Below are 16353 nucleotides of genomic sequence, written 5' to 3'. Positions count from 1 at the left end.
ACACGGCGACGAGGAGGTTGCGGACGTGGACGAGGCCGACGGCCGACGCAGGCGGCGGCGCGACGTGCCCCGGGACGGCGTTCCCGCCCGGGTGCCCGAGGGCGCGCGGGCCGACGCGGCGAGGGATCTGGCCCGGCGACGGGCGGGTGAGCGCGGCCCGCTCCTCGAGGTGCTGCACGACGTGCAGGACGCCCTCGGCTGGATCGACGAGGCCGACGTCCGGGTGCTGGCCGACGAGCTCAACCTCTCGGTCGCCGAGGTGCATGGGGTGGTCAGCTTCTACCACGACTTCCGGCGCACCTCGCCGCCGGCGCACACGGTCCGCGTCTGCAGGGCGGAGGCCTGCCAGTCCGTCGGGGCGGAGCAGGTGTATGCCGCCGCGCAGCAGGCGGTGCAGGCGGTCGGCCCCGACGTCGAGCTGCACCAGGTGTTCTGCTTCGGCAACTGCGCTCTCGGTCCCACCGTCGAGGCCGACGGGGTGCTGCACGGGCGGGTCGACGAGTCCGGGGTGCAGCAGCTGGTCGCGGAGCTCGCCGACCAGCCGCCCTCGATGGGCGTCACCGTGCCGACCGCCGACCAGGAGGTCCGTCCATGACCATCGTCTGGGTGCCTAAGGACAGCTCCGCCCGCGCCGTCGGGGCCGACGAGGTCGCCGCCGCGCTCGCCCAGCAGCCAGGGGTCACGGTGCGCCGCAACGGCACCCGCGGGATGCTGTGGCGCGAGCCGCTCGTCGAGGTGGAGACACCCGCCGGCCGGGTCGGCTACGCCAACGTCGCCCCGACCGACGTCCCCCGGCTGGTCTCCGGCGGCATGCTCGAGGGCGTCCCCGTCGGGGACCACCTCGGCCCGGTGGCGGAGGACCCCTGGCTGACCGCCCAGCACCGGGTGAGCTGCGCCCGGCTGGGTCTGGCCGAGCCCACCGACATCGCGGCATACGGTGACGCCGGCGGCTGGGCCGGCCTGCGCCGGGCCCTGGACATGGACCCCGCCGACGTCGTCGAGGAGGTCGTCACCTCCGGGCTGCGCGGCCGGGGCGGCGCCGGGTTCCCGACCGGGATCAAGTGGCGGACCGTGCTCGAGGCGCAGGCCGACCAGAAGTTCGTGGCCTGCAACCTCGACGAGGGGGACTCGGGGACCTTCGCCGACCGGATCGTGGCCGAGGCCGACCCGTTCACCCTGCTCGAGGGGATGGCCATCGCCGCGGTCGCCGTCGGGGCCACGGAGGGCTACCTCTACGTCCGCAGCGAGTACCCCGACGCCATCGCCATCCTCGGCGAGGCGATCTCGGTGGCGACTGCCGAGGGCTACCTCGGCGAGGACGTCCTCGGCAGCGGCCGCTCCTTCACCGTCCACGTGCGCCGTGGTGCCGGTGCCTACATCTGCGGCGAGGAGACCTCGATGCTGGAGTCGATCGAGGGCCGCCGCGGCGAGGTCCGCGCCAAGCCCCCGATCCCCGCGCTGTCCGGCCTGTGGGGGTGCCCCACGGTCGTCAACAACGTGCTCACCCTGGCCGCCGTGCCGGCCATCCTCACCGGCGGCGGGGAGGCGTATGCCGCTGCGGGCGACGGCCGGTCCCGCGGCACCCAGGTGTTCCAGCTGGCGGGCAACGTCGCCCGCGGCGGTCTCGTCGAGGCCGACCTGGGCACCGACCTGCGCGAGCTGGTCGAGGGCTTCGGCGGCGGCACCCGTTCCGGCCGTCCCGTGCGGGCCGTCCAGATCGGTGGTCCGCTCGGGGCCTACCTGCCCGCGGACGGGCTCGACGTGGCCGCCGCCGCTACGAGACGCTGGCCGAGGCCGGCGGGATGCTCGGCCACGGGGGGATCGTGGTCTTCGACGACACCTTCGACGCGGCCCGGATGGCCCGGTTCGCGATGGAATTCTGCGCCGCCGAGTCCTGCGGCAAGTGCACCCCCTGCCGGATCGGCTCCACCCGTGGCGTCGAGACGATCGACCGGATCCGGGTCGGCCCGCCGGCCGAGCGCGAGGCCGCCCTCGTCCTGCTCGAGGACCTGTGCACCACGATGACCAGCGGGTCGCTCTGCGCGATGGGCGGCCTGACGCCCATGCCCGTGCGCAGCGCCCTGAAGCACTTCCCCGAGGACTTCGCCCCCGCCGGAGGTGGTGGGGACGCCACCGACCCCGACGCCCGCGCCGGGGCAGCAGCCGCCAGCACCACCAGGAGCGCGCCATGACCCTCGCCCCGCACCGTCCGGCCGGCACGGCCTACGCCCCCGAGCCCGACCTGGGCACCCCGGCCGTGGAGACCGACGTGACGTGACCGTCCGGGTGACGGTCGACGACCGCGACGTCGAGGTGCCTGCCGGCACTTCGGTGCTGAGGGCGGCGCGCGAGGCCGGGGTCGACGTGCCCAGCCTGTGCGCCACCGACTCGTTGTCGGCGTTCGGGTCCTGCCGGCTGTGCCTCGTCGAGGTGGACGGGGCGAAGGGCACGCCCGCCTCGTGCACCACCCCGTGCACCGACGGGATGGTCGTGCGGACCGGCACCGAGCAGGTGCAGCGGCTGCGCCGGGGCGTCATGGAGCTGTACCTGTCGGACCACCCCACCGACTGCCCCGGGTGCGCCCGCGGCACCTGCCAGCTGCAGGACCTGGCCCGGCGCACCGGGGTCGCCGAGGTGCGCTACGGCCTGCCGACCACCCCCGGGCCGGCCGACCAGGAGGGCACCACGGAGGCGTTCGTCGACAGCCCCGCGACCGGGCGGGCTGACGTACTGGCGATGGCCCGGGCCGGGCTGGCGCACCACGTCGACGGGGGGAGGGGCCGCGACGCGTCCAACCCCTACTTCGACTACGACCCCCAGGCCTGCATCGTGTGCTCGCGCTGCGTGCGGGCCTGCGCCGACATCCAGGGCACCTTCGCCCTCACGGTGGAGGGGCGGGGGTTCGGCTCGCGGATCGCCCCCGGGCCGACGGACATGCTCGGCAGCGAGTGCGTCAGCTGCGGCGCGTGCGTCCAGGCCTGCCCGACCGAGGCGCTGGTCGAGCGCTCGCTGGTGAAGCTGGGGATGCCGACCCGGGTGGTGGAGACGACCTGCGCCTACTGCGGCGTCGGCTGCACCTTCCGGGCCGAGATCCAGGACCGGCCGGTGGAGGGTGGCGCGGGCGGCGACGCCGACGGGTCCGCGACCGTCCCCGAGGTCGTGCGGATGGTCCCGGCCCGCTCCGGCGGGGCCAACGAGGGGCACTCCTGCGTCAAGGGGCGCTTCGCCTACGGCTACACCAACCACGCGGACCGTCAGCTGCACCCGATGGTGCGCGACGACACGATCGAGGACGAGTGGCGGGTGGTCTCCTGGGAGGAGGCGGTCGGACGCGTCGCCGAGGGCTTCCGGGGCATCCAGGACCGGTATGGCGTGGGTGCCGTCGGGGGGATCTCCTCCTCCAGGTGCACCAACGAGGAGGTCTACGTCGTCCAGAAGATGGTGCGGGCGGCGTTCGGCAACAACAACGTCGACACCTGCGCCCGGGTGTGCCACAGCCCGACCGGCTACGGGCTGAACCAGACCTTCGGCACCTCCGCCGGCACCCAGGACTTCGAGTCGGTCGACCACACCGACGTCGTCCTGCTCATCGGGGCCAACCCCACCGACGCCCACCCGGTGTTCGCCTCGCGCCTCAAGCAGCGTCTGCGGCAGGGGGCGCAGATCATCGTCGCCGACCCGCGCCGGATCGACCTCGTGCGCTCCCCGCACGTGGAGGCGGCCTTCCACCTGCCCCTGCTGCCGGGGTCCAACGTGGCCTTCATCAACGCGATGGCGCACGTCGTGGTCACCGAGGGGCTCGCGGACGAGGAGTTCCTGCGCGAGCGCTGCGAGGACGTCGAGCCCTACCTTGAGTTCGCGCGCCGGCCGGAGAACTCCCCGGAGGCCACCGCGGAGGCGACCGGGCTGGACCCCGACCAGCTGCGCGCGGCCGCCCGGCTCTACGCGACGGCGCCGAACGGGTCGATCTACTACGGGCTGGGGGTCACCGAGCACAGCCAGGGCTCGACGATGGTCATGGGCCTGGCCAACCTGGCCATGCTCACCGGCAACATCGGCCGCAAGGGCGTCGGCGTCAACCCGCTGCGCGGGCAGAACAACGTGCAGGGCTCCTGCGACATGGGCTCCTTCCCGCACGAGCTGCCCGGCTATCGGCACATCTCCCGGCCCGAGGTGCGGGCGATCTACGAGGACCTGTGGGGCGTCCACCTCGACCCCGAGCCGGGGCTGCGGATCCCCAACATGTTCGACGCCGCCGTCGGCGGGACCTTCAAGGGCCTCTACGTCCAGGGCGAGGACATCGCCCAGTCCGACCCCAACCTGACGCACGTGCGGGCGGCGCTGACCTCGATGGAGCTGGTCGTCGTCCAGGACCTCTTCCTCAACGAGACGGCCCGCTACGCCCACGTCTTCCTCCCGGGCAGCAGCTTCCTGGAGAAGGACGGCACCTTCACCAACGCCGAACGACGCCTGGGCCGGGTCCGCCCGATCATGCCCTCGACGGTGGGCAAGGACGAGTGGCAGGTCGTCTGCGAGATCGCGACCGCGATGGGCTACCCGATGCACTACGACGACCCGGCCCAGATCATGGACGAGATCGCCGCGACGACCCCCACGTTCGCCGGGGTGAGCTTCGCCCGGCTCGACGCCGAGGGCAGCATGCAGTGGCCGGTGGACGACGCGTCGCCGACCGGGACGCCGACGATGCACGTGGAGACCTTCGTCCGCGGGCGTGGGCGGTTGGTGCCCACGGTGTTCGTGCCGACGACGGAGACGACGAACCGACGCTTCCCGCTGATCCTGACGACGGGGCGGATCCTCACGCAGTACAACGTGGGTGCCCAGACGCGGCGCACGGCCAACAGCACGTGGCACCCCGAGGACGTGCTGGAGATCCATCCCTCCGACGCCGAGCTGCGCGGCATCCGCACCGGCGACCGGGTGGAGCTGTCCAGCCGCGTCGGCACCACCTCCCTGACCGCGCAGGTGTCCGAGCGGATGCAGCCGGGCGTGGTCTACACGACCTTCCACCACCCCGTGACCGGTGCCAACGTGGTGACGACGGAGAACTCGGACTGGGCGACCAACTGCCCGGAGTACAAGGTCACCGCCGTCCAGGTCGCCGTCGCCAACGCCGCGCGGTCCGAGGACGAGCTGGGTGCGGACGCTGCCGGCCGCCAGCCGGCCGGGGCGTCGCGATGAGCGGGCTGCCGACGGGCGGTCCGGACCTGGACGCCCCGACCGACGCCGACCCGGTGCCCGACCAGGGGCCACCGACCGTGAGGACGTCGACGCCGAGGAGCGTCAGCACCAGCCGGCCGACGTGCGGATGGGGCACGACATCGCCCGGGCGATGGCCCACCACCCGCCCGAGCGGGCCGCGGAGGAGATCGCCACCCACCTGCGCAAGTTCTGGGACCCCAGCATGCGGGCCACGATCCTGGCCCGCGTCGACCGCGGCGAGCCGATGGACGACCTGCTCCGGGCAGGGGTCGTGCTGCTGCGCGAGGGTGAGATCGACCCCGCCGAGGTGCGCAAGCCCTCCGGCGGATGACGTGGGCAGGGCCCGCGGGGGGAGTGCCGGCGGGTGACGTGGGGAGTGGCTGGCCGACGGAAGCGGACCCTCGGGGGCCCGGCCCTCACGCGCGCTCCACCGACCGGTGCCACAGCCACATCCCGGCCCCCGCCAGCCCCAGCGCCCCGCTGGCCAGGGCCGTCGTCAGCAGCGAGGCCGTCACCAGCGGGATGATCGCCCCGGCCAGGAGCGCGTTGAACACCAGCGTCGCGAACGAGGCCACCGACGCCGCCGAGCCCCGGTGCCGGGGGAACAGGTCCAGCATCTCCAGCTGCAGCAGGGGGAAGACGACGCCGATGACGACCCCCATGAGCGTGGGGCCCACGACCGCCCAGGGCAGGGAGGGCGCGACGGCCGCGATCAGGACGTTCACGGCGACCGCCAGCACCAGTCCGCCCATCGCCACGTCCACCAGCCGTCGCTCGTGCACCCGCCCGGCCAGTCGGCCGGTCAGCCAGGACCCGAGGACGAACCCGCCGATCTGGGGCACGAACAGCACCCAGAAGTCCTGCTCGCCCAGACCCAGCAGGTCGAGCACGACGATCGGCGCGCCCACGACGTAGACGAAGTAGCCGGACATCGCGAACGCCGCCGCCAGCGCCAGCCGCTGGAAGGCCCACGACCGCGCGACGTGCAGCAGCCCCCCGACGACCGACCCCAGCCGCAGCGGCTGCCGGTCCTGCGGCGGCAGGCTCTCGGGCAGCACGAGCACGACGAGGAGCGCGGCCCCCACCCCGTAGGCCCCCACGAACCAGAAGATCCACGGCCACGGGCCCCACTGCAGGATCCACCCGCCCACGACCGGGGCCAGGGCCGGCGCGGCCGCGAAGATCATCATCACCTGGCTCATCAGGCGCTGCGCCTCGGCACCTTCGAAGAGGTCCCTGATCACCGCCCGGCTGACGATCGTCGCAGCACCGGCGAACAGGCCCTGGACCACGCGGCCCACGAGCAGCCAGCCCAGGGTCGGGGCGAGCGCGCAGGCGGCGGAGGCCACGACATACCCACCCAGACCCACGAGCATGACCGGACGCCGGCCGAGCGCGTCGGAGAGCGGTCCGTGCACGACGCTCATCAGCGCGAACGCCAGCAGGTAGACGCTCGTCACCTGCTGCAACGCCGCCGGGCCGGCCTCGAAGTCCGCCCCCATCTGCGCGAACCCGGGGAAGATCGTGTCGATCGTGAAGGGACCGATCATCGACAGCGTCGCCAGGGTCAGGGTCAGGACCCGCACCGAGGGGGTATGCCGCGCCGCACCGGTCCCGTCGGGCCCACCGGTCCGTCCGGGGCGCGCGTCGTCGCGGCCGGCGGGCCTCACCGTCCCGGTCCCGCGGTGGCCCTCACCGGGCCGGTTCCCGGGCGGGCAGCTCGACGGTGAAGAGCGGCAGGAACAGTTGGGCGAGGGGCCCGATGAGGACGGCGTAGAGCACGGTGCCCACCCCGACGATCCCGCCGAGCAGCCAGCCGACCGCGACGACGGAGACCTCGAGCACGGTGCGGACCAGTCGGATGGACCGCCCGCTCACCCGGGCCAGCCCGGTCATCAGGCCGTCGCGGGGACCGGGGCCGAACTGGGAGCCGATGTACATCCCGGTGGCCACGCCGTTGAGCAGGATGCCGCCCAGCAGCAGGACGGTCCGCCAGCCGAGGTGGTCGGTCTGCGGGACGACGGCGAGCACGAGGTCGGCCGAGGGCCCGATGAGGAAGGCGTTGGCCAGCGTGCCCAGACCGGGCTTCTGCCGCAGCGGGATCCACGCCAGCAGCACGAGCACCGAGGTGCCCACGACGATGGTGCCGAAGGAGAGCGGCACGTGCTGCTGGATCCCCACGTGCAGCACGTCCCAGGGGATGAGGCCCAGGACGCTGCGCACGACCAGCGCCATCGAGGCGCCGTAGAGGAACAGCCCCACCAGCAGCAGGGTCAGGCGGGGGGCCAGCCGGCCCGCCCGCAGCTGCTCGATCGGTCCGATGTCGGCCAGCTCGCGCCGGGGACGGGCGGGTCCACGGGGGGAGCGGGGAAGGTCGCGCACCCCCGCAGTGTGCCCCACGCGCCGCCCCGGGTCGGCCCCGGAGCGGGCGCAGGACCCGCCGTGGAGCGGGCGCGGGACTTCGGCGGAGGGGGCGCAGGACTCCGCCCGAGCGGGGCGCGGGGCGTTCCGCGGGACCCTCACCCCCTACGATGTCGCTGGTCCCTGCCCCTCGCCCTGGAGGTCTTCCGTGAGCTCGTCCCACCCCGGTATGGGTGCCATCGCCGTCGACGGGGGCTTCGCCTTCCGGGTCTGGGCCCCGCACGCGACGGCCGTGGCGGTCGTCGGCGACTTCAACGGCTGGGACGAGCAGGCGCACCCGATGGAGTCCGAGGGCAACGGCAACTGGTACGTCGAGGTGCCCGGCGCCGAGCACGGCCAGGAGTACAAGCTGCTGCTGACCAACGGCGAGCACACCTTCCACCGGATCGACCCCCGCGCCTACGCGGTGACCAACTCGGTCGGCAACGGCATCCTCTACGACCAGGGCCGCTTCGAGTGGGAGGGGGACGAGCAGTTCCAGACCCCCGGCCAGCACGAGCTGGTGCTCTACGAGACGCACATCGGGTCCTTCGTGGACGCGGCCGACGGACCGGCCGACCTGCACGACCTCACCGGCAAGCTGGACTACCTCGTGGGCCTGGGCGTCAACGCGATCGAGCTGATGCCGCTCATGGAGTTCGCGGGCGACTACTCCTGGGGCTACAACCCGGCGCACATCTTCGCCGTGGAGCACACCTACGGCGGGCCGGACGCCCTCAAGACGTTCGTCAAGGAGGCCCACCGCCGCGGGATCGCGGTCCTCGTCGACGTGGTCTACAACCACTTCGGTCCCAGCGACCTGCCCACCTGGCAGTTCGACGGCTGGAGCGAGAACGGCAAGGGCGGGATCTACTTCTACAACGACTGGCGCTCGAACACCCCGTGGGGCGACACCCGCCCCGACTACGGGCGGCAGGAGGTGCGTGACTTCATCCTGGACAACGCCCGGATGTGGCTGCACGACTACCACGTCGACGGCCTGCGGCTGGACATGACGCCCTACATGCGCCACGTGGACGGGTTCTCCGGGGACATCCCGGAAGGCTGGGAGATGATGCGGCGGGTGGGCGAGCTCGTGCGCACGGACTTCCCCGGGCGGATCGTCATCGCCGAGGACCTGCACAACGATCCCCGCGGTCACCTCCACCCAGGAGGGCGGGGCGGCGATGCACGCCCAGTGGGACAACCAGTTCGTGCACCCGGTGCGTGAGGTGCTCACCGCCCCCGGCGACGAGCACCGGTCGATCCCGGCGGTGGCCAAGGCGGTCATGCACCGCTACCACCACGCCTTCGACCGGGTGATCTACACCGAGTCCCACGATGAGGTCGCCAACGGCAAGGCCCGGATCACCTCCGAGGTCCAGGGTGAGAACCCCTCCGGCTGGGACGCGCAGAAGATGGCCACCCTGGGGGCTGCCCTGGTCCTCACGGCGCCGGGGATGCCGATGCTCTTCCAGGGCAGGAGTTCCTCGAGGACGAGTGGTTCCGCGACACCGTGCCGCTGGACTGGGAGCGGGCCTGGTCCTTCCGGGACATCACCCAGCTCTTCCGCGACCTGGTGCGGATGCGCCGCAACCTCGACGGCGAGACGGCCGGGTTGAGGGGGCCCAACACGACGCTGGTCACCCTCGACGCGACGCCAACGTCATCGCCTACGTCCGCTCCTCCGACGACGGCCGGCACGTCCTGGTCGCCCTCAACCTCACCGCGCACGCCGTGCAGCGCGAGGTCAAGCTGCCCGGTGGCCGCTGGCGGGTGCGCTTCAACAGCGACGCACGCCGCTACAGCCAGCTCTTCGGCGACCACGCCACCCCCGACCTGGAGGTCTCCCACGGGACCGGGGTGCTCGACCTGGGCCCCTACTCCTGCGTGATCTACCTGCCGGAGGACTGACCTACGCGCCGGCCCGCTGCGGCACGTCCGGCTGGGTGTCGCGCAGGGTGTCCGGCGCCAGGCCGTTCTGCATCCCCCACCGCACCGCCTGCGAACGCCGGGACACCCCGATCTTGCGGTAGGCGCTGCGGATGTAGGTCTTGACCGAGTTGATCGACAGGAACGCCCTGGCGGCGATGTCGACGTTGGTCATCCCCTGGGTGATGAGCGCGACGACCTCGGCCTCCCGCGGAGACAGCCCGTGGGAGCGGCCGGGCCAGTCGCCCGGCACCAGCTCGACCCGACGGTCCTGCGGGTCCTGGTCGGCCGCGAGACCGGCCTGCGGCCCGATCGGCACCACGTGGGAGCGGGAGGGGGAGACCACTAGCTCGCCCGCGGCGACCCGCTCCACGGCCGTGACGAGCTCCTCGGCCTCCAGCCCCTTGTCGAGATATCCCCGGCAGCCCTTGCTGAGGGCGATCTCGACGAGCCTGGGGTCGGTGTCCCAGGAGTAGACGCAGACCGCGGCGAACTCCTCCGCGGCGACGGCCAGGTCGAAGTCGGCGGAGTCGACCTGCGGGGCCGAGAAGGTGTCGTACAGGACGACGTCGACGGGGCTGCGGACCGGGAGTCCGGCCGCCACCTCGACCACCTGGACCCGGTCGGCGAAGGGCTCGAGCATGGCGTGGACACCCCGCACGACCACCTCGTAGTCGTTGAGGATGGCCACCGTCACGGGCGCGGGCACAGTCACGCACGGAGTGTACGCCCCCGACCTGCACCCGTCGCCGTGAATCACCCCTCAGGGTGTAGTCGCAGGTCAGTGCCGTCACTAGGGTCACAGGTGTGACCCCGACCCTGGCCGTGCTGACGATGACCCGCGGCAACCACGAGCAGCTGCTGGGCCAGGTCGACGGTATCTCCGTCGGATCCAGGCCCACCGACCTGCACGTGGTGGTCTCGATGGGCGACCGCGACCTCACCCGCAACCGGCTGCCGCTGGGCACCGACCGCTGGCGCACCATCGTGCGCCCCGTGCAGACCGACCGCCGCGCGCTGCCCTACGCCGCGGCCCGCAACCTCGCCGCCCGGACCGCGATCGAGGAGGGTGCCGAGGTCCTCGTGTTCCTCAGCGCCTCGGCGATCCCGGGAGGACGGACCCTGCAGAGGTATGCCGATGCCGTCACCGGGAGCGGCGCAGGCGCGGGCGAGAGGCCCGACGTGGACGGCCCTGCGATGTGGTGCGGCCCGGTGCTCGAGCTCCCGCCGCCGGAGAACCCCGTGGTCGGCTACCCCTTTGGCCAGCTGCGCGACGTCGCCGTGCCCACGCCCGGCGTCCCGGCCCTCACGCCGGGGCAGTTCGAGGTGGACCGGCGCTGGGAGCTGTGCTCCGGGTGCTCGTTCGCGATGAGCGCGCAGGACTGGGAGACGGTCGGCGGCTACAGCACGGACTACGTCGGTCACGGCCTGGAGGACGTGGACTTCGCCCGCGCGGTGCACGAGGCGGGCGGTGCCAGGGTCTGGGTGGGCGGGGCGACGGCCTACCAGCAGCTGGTGCCGGACGTCCCCCTCGCCGACGAGGTGCGCGTCGCCCTGCGGCACGCGGCCGTCTGGCGCGAGCGCTGGGGCGCCGAGCCCGACGTCCCGTGGCTGCAGCGGCTGCAGGGCCAGGGCCACGTGCGGCGGGACCCCTCCGGTCGGTTCACCGCGGCGTAGCCGCAGCGCAGCTTCCCTGGGTGCCGTGACCATGGCGGGGACGGCACCGAGGGATCAGGGGGCGGGGGACGGTCGGGGCGTCGTTCGCACGACGCCCCGGCCGGCCGCCGACCTGGCCGCCCGCCGTCCCTCGGCCGCCCGCCGCCCCTCGGCCGGTCGCCAGACCGCCCGCCGTTCCAGCCTGTGTGCTGCCGTCCTCAGTCGGTGACCCGGACGTAGCCGTGCGCGCCCCGCTCGGCGTCGACCATGATGTGCGACACGAGCGGGTAGTGCCCCGCCTCGGGGAAGGTCAGCTCCACGAACCCACCCTGGGCCGCCTGCAGGCCGAGCGTCTGGGCGCCCGCGTCCTGCGCCGGACCGTCGGCGTCGCCCAGGGTCCAGGCCCCCTCGAGGTAGGTCCGGTCGAACTGGCCCCCGACCACGTGGAAGCTGCTCGGTCGGCTGGGTCCGGCGTCCAGGACCCAGATCCGCACGCGCTCACCGACGCGGGCGTCGAGCATCCGGCCGGCGGTGCCGTACTGGTTGGCGATGCCGTTGAAGGTGACGAAGGCCGGCCGCTCGGCGGCGATGGCGTCCATGTCCACCTCGGCCGGCCCGGAGGCGTCAGCGCTGCCGCTGCCGCCCGTGCCCGGCTCCAGGTAGACCTCGGACTGGACCAGCAGGTACTCCCGGTCGACCTCCGGCAGCCCCTCCTCCGGCTCGATGACGACGGCTCCGTGCATGCCGGCCGCGATGTGCGCGCTCATCGGCATCGTGGAGCAGTGGTACATCCAGATCCCGGCCCGCTCGGCGGTGAACCGGTACTCCAGCGACTCGCCCGGTGCGATCGTGCGCATCGGCCGGTCGGGCGCGAGCGCCCCGGCGTGGAAGTCGATCGAGTGGCCCATCGTGCCGTCGTTGACCAGCGTGATCTCGAAGACGTCGCCGACCCGCCCGCGCAATGTCGGCCCCGGCGCCCGACCGTTGAACGTCCACCGGGTCTGGGTGATCCCGGGCGCGACCTCCAGCTCGACCTCCTCGGCGGTGAGGGTGAGCCGGTGGACGCGCTCCTCGGGCAGGGGCGGCAGCACCGGGTCGACCACGTCCTGCACGCGGGCGTCCGGGTCGATCGCCGGCGTGGCCGGAGCGGGGTATGCCGTGCCCGCTCCGGGCGCGCCCCCCGCCGCGTCGCTGCCGTGCGCGGCGGGGCCCTCGCCGGCCTGGGCGCCGTCGGCCGCGCCGTCCGCCCCGCTCGCGACGTTCCCGCCGGCCGCGTCCCCTCCGGTGACCACGACGTCGAGGACCATCCCCATCTGACGGTGGCCCACGATCGTGCACCACCCCTGGGTCGGCCCGGTGACGACGCCGACGTCGAGGGTCGCCGACTCGCCGGTGGCGAGCCGGGGGGTGCGCTCGTCGAAGAGCTGCAGGTCGTGGACGTTGGTGGGGTCGGTGTTGGTCAGCTCGACGACGAGGCGGTCGCCGAGGGGCACCTCGACGGTCGCGGGCTCGAACCGCATGCCGACCGCCTCCACCTGCACGGTCGTCGTGCGCCCGGTGGGGGCGCGACCTGCCCGGCGGCTCCGCCCGACCCTGCGGTCCCGCCCGTGCCCGCCGCCGTCCCGGACGCGGTCGGGCCCAGCCCGGCCGCCGCCGGGTCCACCGCCACGCCGACGGAGACCGCGAGCAGCAGGGCCGACACGGCGGCGACCAGCTGGCCCCCGGACCAGACCGAGGGCAGACGGTCGGCGGCACCGGCGGCCAGGCCCGGCGTCGGGGTGGCACCGGCGGGCCGTTCCCCCCGCGCCCGGGCTCCCTCGACCTCCCGCTTCGCCCGGACGGTGGCCCGGATGGCGCCGACCATGAGCGGCACGAAGACGGCCAGCGCTGCGAGCACGAGCACCGAGACCACGACCCGCACCCAGCTGGGCACCGGCAGCAGGCAGAGCGCCAGCCCGACGTTGATGAGCACGAGGCGGGCCGTGCCCCACCGGTCGAACCACGCCTGTCCCGCGCGGACGACCGTCTTGCCGCCGCCCATGACCGAGGGGATGAGGTAGGACAGCGCTCCCGTCAGCAGCTGCGCGGCGAAGCCGACCACGACCACGGCGCTGACGGTGCCGATGCCCTGGGCGAACTCCGCCCAGGTCGACGTCGTCGCGAGCCGCCACAGCACCAGCCCGATGCCCAGCAGCCACCACAGCAGCGCCAGCCCGACCGAGGCGGGGGCGAACTCCCGGGGCGGGGCCGTGCGCACCGGGGCGAGGGTCGCCGAGGCCCACCACAGCAGGGCGAGCGCGTACCCCGCCAGGGCGGCGAGGGTCACCCAGCGCAGGTCGGCCAGCGAGGCGAGGACCAGCACCCCGAGCGCGCCGGCCAGGCCGGGCAGGGCCTGGCGGGCCCGCTGCTCGGCGCGGGGCCCGATCGGGGTGCGCAGCATCGTGGGCCAGAGGGTGAGCAGGGTGCCGGTGACGGTCAGCCCGACCCAGCCGAGCACGTTGACGGTGATGTGGGCCAGCAGGAACCGTCCGTGCAGCGCGTCACCCAGACCGAGCGCGAGGGTGGCGCCCAGGGCGGCTCCGACGGGCAGGCAGACGGCCGCCGCGAGGTAGTAGCGCACCGTCACCCGGAACCGCCCCGGCAGCGCGGCGCGCAGCCGGCGCCACAGCTGGACGCCGTGCCAGCCGACCGCGACGCTCACCAGCGACGCGCCGACCACGGTCACCTCCCAGGTCGACGTCGGGACGCCGACGAGCGTGACGGTGGTCCCGACGAGCAGCAGGGTCAGCCGTCGGCTCTGGTCGCGCCGGTCGTCCAGGCCGGGCCGCGTCTTCAGCAGCGCCTGGGTGAAGTGGGTGCTCCACACCATGATCGAGTGGGTCAGAGCGCCGAGCAGCACCAGGTGCACCATCAGCCAGCGCGACCCGGGCAGGAAGGGGTGCACGAGCGTGAGCAGCACCGCCAGCGTCATCCACAGCAGCCCCGGGTAGTCCCGCAGCGGCCACCGCCCGCGCGCCCCGCCGGGTCGGCCGGGAGAGGGCGGGGAGGGGTATGCCGCCGCGCCGGCGGGTGCGCGCCCGGCACCGGGCCGGGGCGGGCGGGGTCGGAGCTCTGCGTGGTGGTCATGGTCCTTCGACGGTTCGGGACAGGGTCCGGGCGGGCGGACGGACGGGGCGGCGGGCGGGACGGACGGGGCGGCGGGCGGCCGCCAGCGCCGTGGCCACCGCGGTGAGGACGAAGAGGAGCAGTGCGGCCACGTTGCCACCGGCGGCGCCGGTCCAGGTCGCGACGGTGCCGTCGGGGGCGGACGCGACGCCGGACAGGAGGGCGGCCACCACCCGCACGAGCAGGGTGGCGTGCAGCAGGGCGAGGGGGGCCCACATCCAGGGGGTGTAGGGCAGCCGGACCCGCAGCACCGCCGGCAGGATGACCGGGGCGTGGGCCAGCACCATGGACATGGCGTACCCGAGGAAGACCGAGTGGACGACCACGTCGTAGACCACCCCCTGCGGTCGGCCGGTGGCCAGGAGCAGGAGGCCGGCGACCATCAGCCAGGCGTACCCGGCCCAGCAGCGCGGCGGCGGCGAAGCGCGGCAGTCCGGTGGCGTTGATCGTGCGGCGGGCCACGTCGTGACGCAGCAGCCACAGGGTCAGGGCCAGCAGCAGGACGGCCGTGATCCGACCGGCGGCCGTCGGCCACAGCAGGGTGGCCAGGGCGGCGAGCGAGAGCGGGACCGTCAGGGCCACCAGCCGGCCGCCCGCCCCCGGGGGCATGGCGAGGCGGGCCAGCTCGACCCGCTCGGCGGCGATCGTCAGGACCACGAACCCGACGAGGAGGGCGAGCACGTCGGCCACCGGGACCCGGGTGAGGAGCAGGGCCGCGCCGGTGGCGAGGACCGCTCCCAGGGCCTGCACGGCGACGGTGGGGTCCTCGTTGCGGCGCCAGAGCACGGCATACACGAGCACGAGGACCAGCATCCCCTGGGTCAGCAGCAGGCGGCCGAGCAGCGGGTCGGGCAGGACGACGAGGGCGAGCGCACCCGCGCCGAGCAGGCCGGGGGCGAGCGAGCAGACCCCACGGGCGGCGCAGGGCCACGGCCCGCTCGAGTGCGATCACCGTCCCGAGGAAGCCGAGCACCATGAGGGACCCGTGGATCGAGGCCAGCCGGGCGCTGCCGGCGGGGGCGGGCAGCCCGGCCAGGGTGAGGGCGGCGTCCAGCCCGGCCAGCAGCGCCAGGCCGCCGGGTAGCAGGAGCAGCGGTGCGAACCTCACGGGGCGGGAGTGGCCGCGTCGACCTCGTCCCAGTCCGGGCCGTCCAGGGCGATCGCCGAGGCGGGGAAGAGCCCGTTGTCCTCGCGGTCGATGTGGTGGCGCAGGTCGTCCAGGAACTGCGGGAACCGGCCGTGGTCGCCGGCGCGGACGGCGGCCAGCTGCTCGTCGAGGGTGGTGTGCTCGGCGCAGAGGCTGTCGACGTGCTCGGTGAACTCCTCCTGGCGGCGCATCACCGAGAAGAGGCCGACCTCCTCGGCCTGCGTGTGCGGGGTGAGCAGCGCGGCGACCTCGTCGCACGCGCGCTCCACCTCCGCGTGGTCGCCGCCGTCCACGGCCCGGCGCAGCCGGCCTGCGGCGTTGACGATCTCGGTGTGCTCGGCCATGAACCGGCCGATCACCTCGATCGACTCGCAGCCGCAGTAGGTGCACATCAGGCGTGACGGGTGAAGCGCAGCGCCCACGCCTCCGGGCCGCGCTCGAGGTACTCGTGCGTGAAGGTCTCGCCCTCGCGCTCGGCCAGCTGGGCCAGCAGGGGCCGCGGCTCGTGGTCGGCCACGAGGTCCATCTGCTGCCCGGGGCGCAGGCCGCCGAGGGCGCCGAAGATGGTGGCGTGCCGGATGGCGTGCGGGATCACGCGCACGTCGAGGGCCGGGATGCCCTCGTCGGCGCAGCCGCACGCGCAGCCGCCGTCGCGGACCTGGGTGACGTTCAGCTCGGTGCGGGGCTGGGTCTCGGTCATGGGGAGCTCCTCGGGTCGTCGGACGGTTCGGGTCGTGCGTGCGCGGCCCCATTTAGATGATTCAAGGGGTCGCAATCACCACTATAGGACGTCGGAGCCCGGCGGCGCACCTCGCGCTGCCGGGCTGGAC

The 16353-nt window shown here is 74.0% G+C and carries 17 protein-coding genes and 1 pseudogene; 10 read left to right on the top strand and 8 right to left on the bottom strand.

Annotation, left to right across the window (positions count from 1 at the left end):
* Positions 1-25 precede the first annotated feature (25 nt).
* The 5 genes and pseudogenes from ACQ95T_RS18425 to ACQ95T_RS18405 all read left to right on the top strand — a co-directional run bounded on the left by ACQ95T_RS18425 (position 26) and on the right by ACQ95T_RS18405 (position 5554).
* Positions 26-595, top strand: a complete 570-nt coding sequence (locus ACQ95T_RS18425) for an NAD(P)H-dependent oxidoreductase subunit E (protein WP_425942463.1) — start codon at positions 26-28, stop codon at positions 593-595.
* Positions 592-2025, top strand: a complete 1434-nt coding sequence (locus ACQ95T_RS18420) for a formate dehydrogenase (protein WP_431473256.1) — start codon at positions 592-594, stop codon at positions 2023-2025. Before ACQ95T_RS18425 ends, ACQ95T_RS18420 begins: the two co-directional genes overlap by 4 nt.
* Positions 1917-2192, top strand: a pseudogene (locus ACQ95T_RS18415) (NADH-ubiquinone oxidoreductase-F iron-sulfur binding region domain-containing protein); the annotation flags it as partial. The gene ACQ95T_RS18420 and the pseudogene ACQ95T_RS18415, both read left to right, overlap by 109 nt.
* 82 nt (positions 2193-2274) lie before the next feature.
* A complete protein-coding gene (fdhF, locus tag ACQ95T_RS18410; protein ID WP_431473255.1) occupies positions 2275-5202 on the top strand; it encodes a formate dehydrogenase subunit alpha in 2928 nt (975 codons plus the stop codon).
* On the top strand, positions 5159-5554 hold the full coding sequence (locus tag ACQ95T_RS18405; RefSeq protein WP_431473254.1) for a formate dehydrogenase subunit delta: 396 nt from the start codon (positions 5159-5161) through the stop codon (positions 5552-5554). Before fdhF ends, ACQ95T_RS18405 begins: the two co-directional genes overlap by 44 nt.
* A gap of 85 nt (positions 5555-5639) precedes the next feature.
* Here ACQ95T_RS18405 and ACQ95T_RS18400 read toward each other — a convergent pair whose 3' ends face one another.
* Positions 5640-6893, bottom strand: coding sequence for a multidrug effflux MFS transporter (locus tag ACQ95T_RS18400; RefSeq protein ID WP_425942455.1), 1254 nt, complete (start codon positions 6891-6893; stop codon positions 5640-5642).
* Positions 6894-6915: 22 nt separating this feature from the next.
* Positions 6916-7605, bottom strand: coding sequence for a YczE/YyaS/YitT family protein (locus tag ACQ95T_RS18395; RefSeq protein ID WP_425942453.1), 690 nt, complete (start codon positions 7603-7605; stop codon positions 6916-6918).
* Positions 7606-7792: 187 nt separating this feature from the next.
* Between ACQ95T_RS18395 and ACQ95T_RS18390 the strand changes: the two genes are divergently transcribed.
* The 3 genes from ACQ95T_RS18390 to ACQ95T_RS18380 are packed head-to-tail and all read left to right on the top strand — an operon-like array spanning position 7793 to position 9537.
* Positions 7793-8854: an alpha-amylase family glycosyl hydrolase gene (locus ACQ95T_RS18390; protein WP_431473253.1), complete on the top strand. Its 1062-nt coding sequence runs from the start codon at positions 7793-7795 to the stop codon at positions 8852-8854.
* Positions 8811-9245 carry a hypothetical protein gene (locus ACQ95T_RS18385; RefSeq protein ID WP_431473924.1) on the top strand — a complete coding sequence of 145 codons (435 nt, stop codon included), beginning with the start codon at positions 8811-8813 and terminating at the stop codon, positions 9243-9245. The genes ACQ95T_RS18390 and ACQ95T_RS18385 overlap by 44 nt, the downstream gene beginning before the upstream one ends.
* On the top strand, positions 9151-9537 hold the full coding sequence (locus ACQ95T_RS18380; RefSeq protein WP_431473858.1) for an alpha amylase C-terminal domain-containing protein: 387 nt from the start codon (positions 9151-9153) through the stop codon (positions 9535-9537). Before ACQ95T_RS18385 ends, ACQ95T_RS18380 begins: the two co-directional genes overlap by 95 nt.
* Before the next feature lies 1 nt (position 9538).
* Here ACQ95T_RS18380 and ACQ95T_RS18375 read toward each other — a convergent pair whose 3' ends face one another.
* Positions 9539-10270: a DNA-binding response regulator gene (locus tag ACQ95T_RS18375; RefSeq protein WP_425942449.1), complete on the bottom strand. Its 732-nt coding sequence runs from the start codon at positions 10268-10270 to the stop codon at positions 9539-9541.
* Positions 10271-10362: 92 nt separating this feature from the next.
* Here ACQ95T_RS18375 and ACQ95T_RS18370 point away from each other — a divergent pair, with 92 nt between their 5' ends.
* Positions 10363-11232: a glycosyltransferase family 2 protein gene (locus ACQ95T_RS18370; protein ID WP_425942447.1), complete on the top strand. Its 870-nt coding sequence runs from the start codon at positions 10363-10365 to the stop codon at positions 11230-11232.
* Positions 11233-11429: 197 nt separating this feature from the next.
* On the opposite strand, the gene ACQ95T_RS18365 is transcribed toward ACQ95T_RS18370, so the two are convergent.
* The 3 genes from ACQ95T_RS18365 to ACQ95T_RS18355 form a co-directional block, all read right to left on the bottom strand.
* Positions 11430-12731 carry a multicopper oxidase domain-containing protein gene (locus tag ACQ95T_RS18365; RefSeq protein WP_431473252.1) on the bottom strand — a complete coding sequence of 434 codons (1302 nt, stop codon included), beginning with the start codon at positions 12729-12731 and terminating at the stop codon, positions 11430-11432.
* Complete coding sequence (locus tag ACQ95T_RS18360; protein ID WP_431473251.1) at positions 12671-14182, bottom strand: hypothetical protein; 1512 nt, start codon at positions 14180-14182, stop codon at positions 12671-12673. The genes ACQ95T_RS18365 and ACQ95T_RS18360 overlap by 61 nt, the downstream gene beginning before the upstream one ends.
* Before the next feature lie 151 nt (positions 14183-14333).
* A complete protein-coding gene (locus tag ACQ95T_RS18355) occupies positions 14334-14759 on the bottom strand; it encodes a hypothetical protein (RefSeq protein ID WP_431473250.1) in 426 nt (141 codons plus the stop codon).
* An 82-nt stretch (positions 14760-14841) separates the two neighbouring features.
* On the opposite strand from ACQ95T_RS18355, the gene ACQ95T_RS18350 reads away from it, so the two are divergent.
* Complete coding sequence (locus ACQ95T_RS18350; protein WP_431473249.1) at positions 14842-15354, top strand: hypothetical protein; 513 nt, start codon at positions 14842-14844, stop codon at positions 15352-15354.
* 126 nt (positions 15355-15480) lie between these two features.
* Here the strand turns inward: ACQ95T_RS18350 and ACQ95T_RS18345 are convergent, their stop codons facing one another.
* Positions 15481-15915, bottom strand: coding sequence for a hemerythrin domain-containing protein (locus tag ACQ95T_RS18345; protein WP_425942441.1), 435 nt, complete (start codon positions 15913-15915; stop codon positions 15481-15483).
* On the bottom strand, positions 15915-16223 hold the full coding sequence (locus tag ACQ95T_RS18340) for a DUF2249 domain-containing protein (RefSeq protein WP_425942439.1): 309 nt from the start codon (positions 16221-16223) through the stop codon (positions 15915-15917). The genes ACQ95T_RS18345 and ACQ95T_RS18340 overlap by 1 nt, the downstream gene beginning before the upstream one ends.
* Positions 16224-16353 lie beyond the last annotated feature (130 nt).

Source organism: Ornithinimicrobium carbonis (genome assembly GCF_050703245.1).
Lineage (GTDB): Bacteria > Actinomycetota > Actinomycetes > Actinomycetales > Dermatophilaceae > Ornithinicoccus.
Note: the sequence above shows the minus strand (reverse complement) of the source record. Positions and strands in the feature narration are given on the sequence as shown.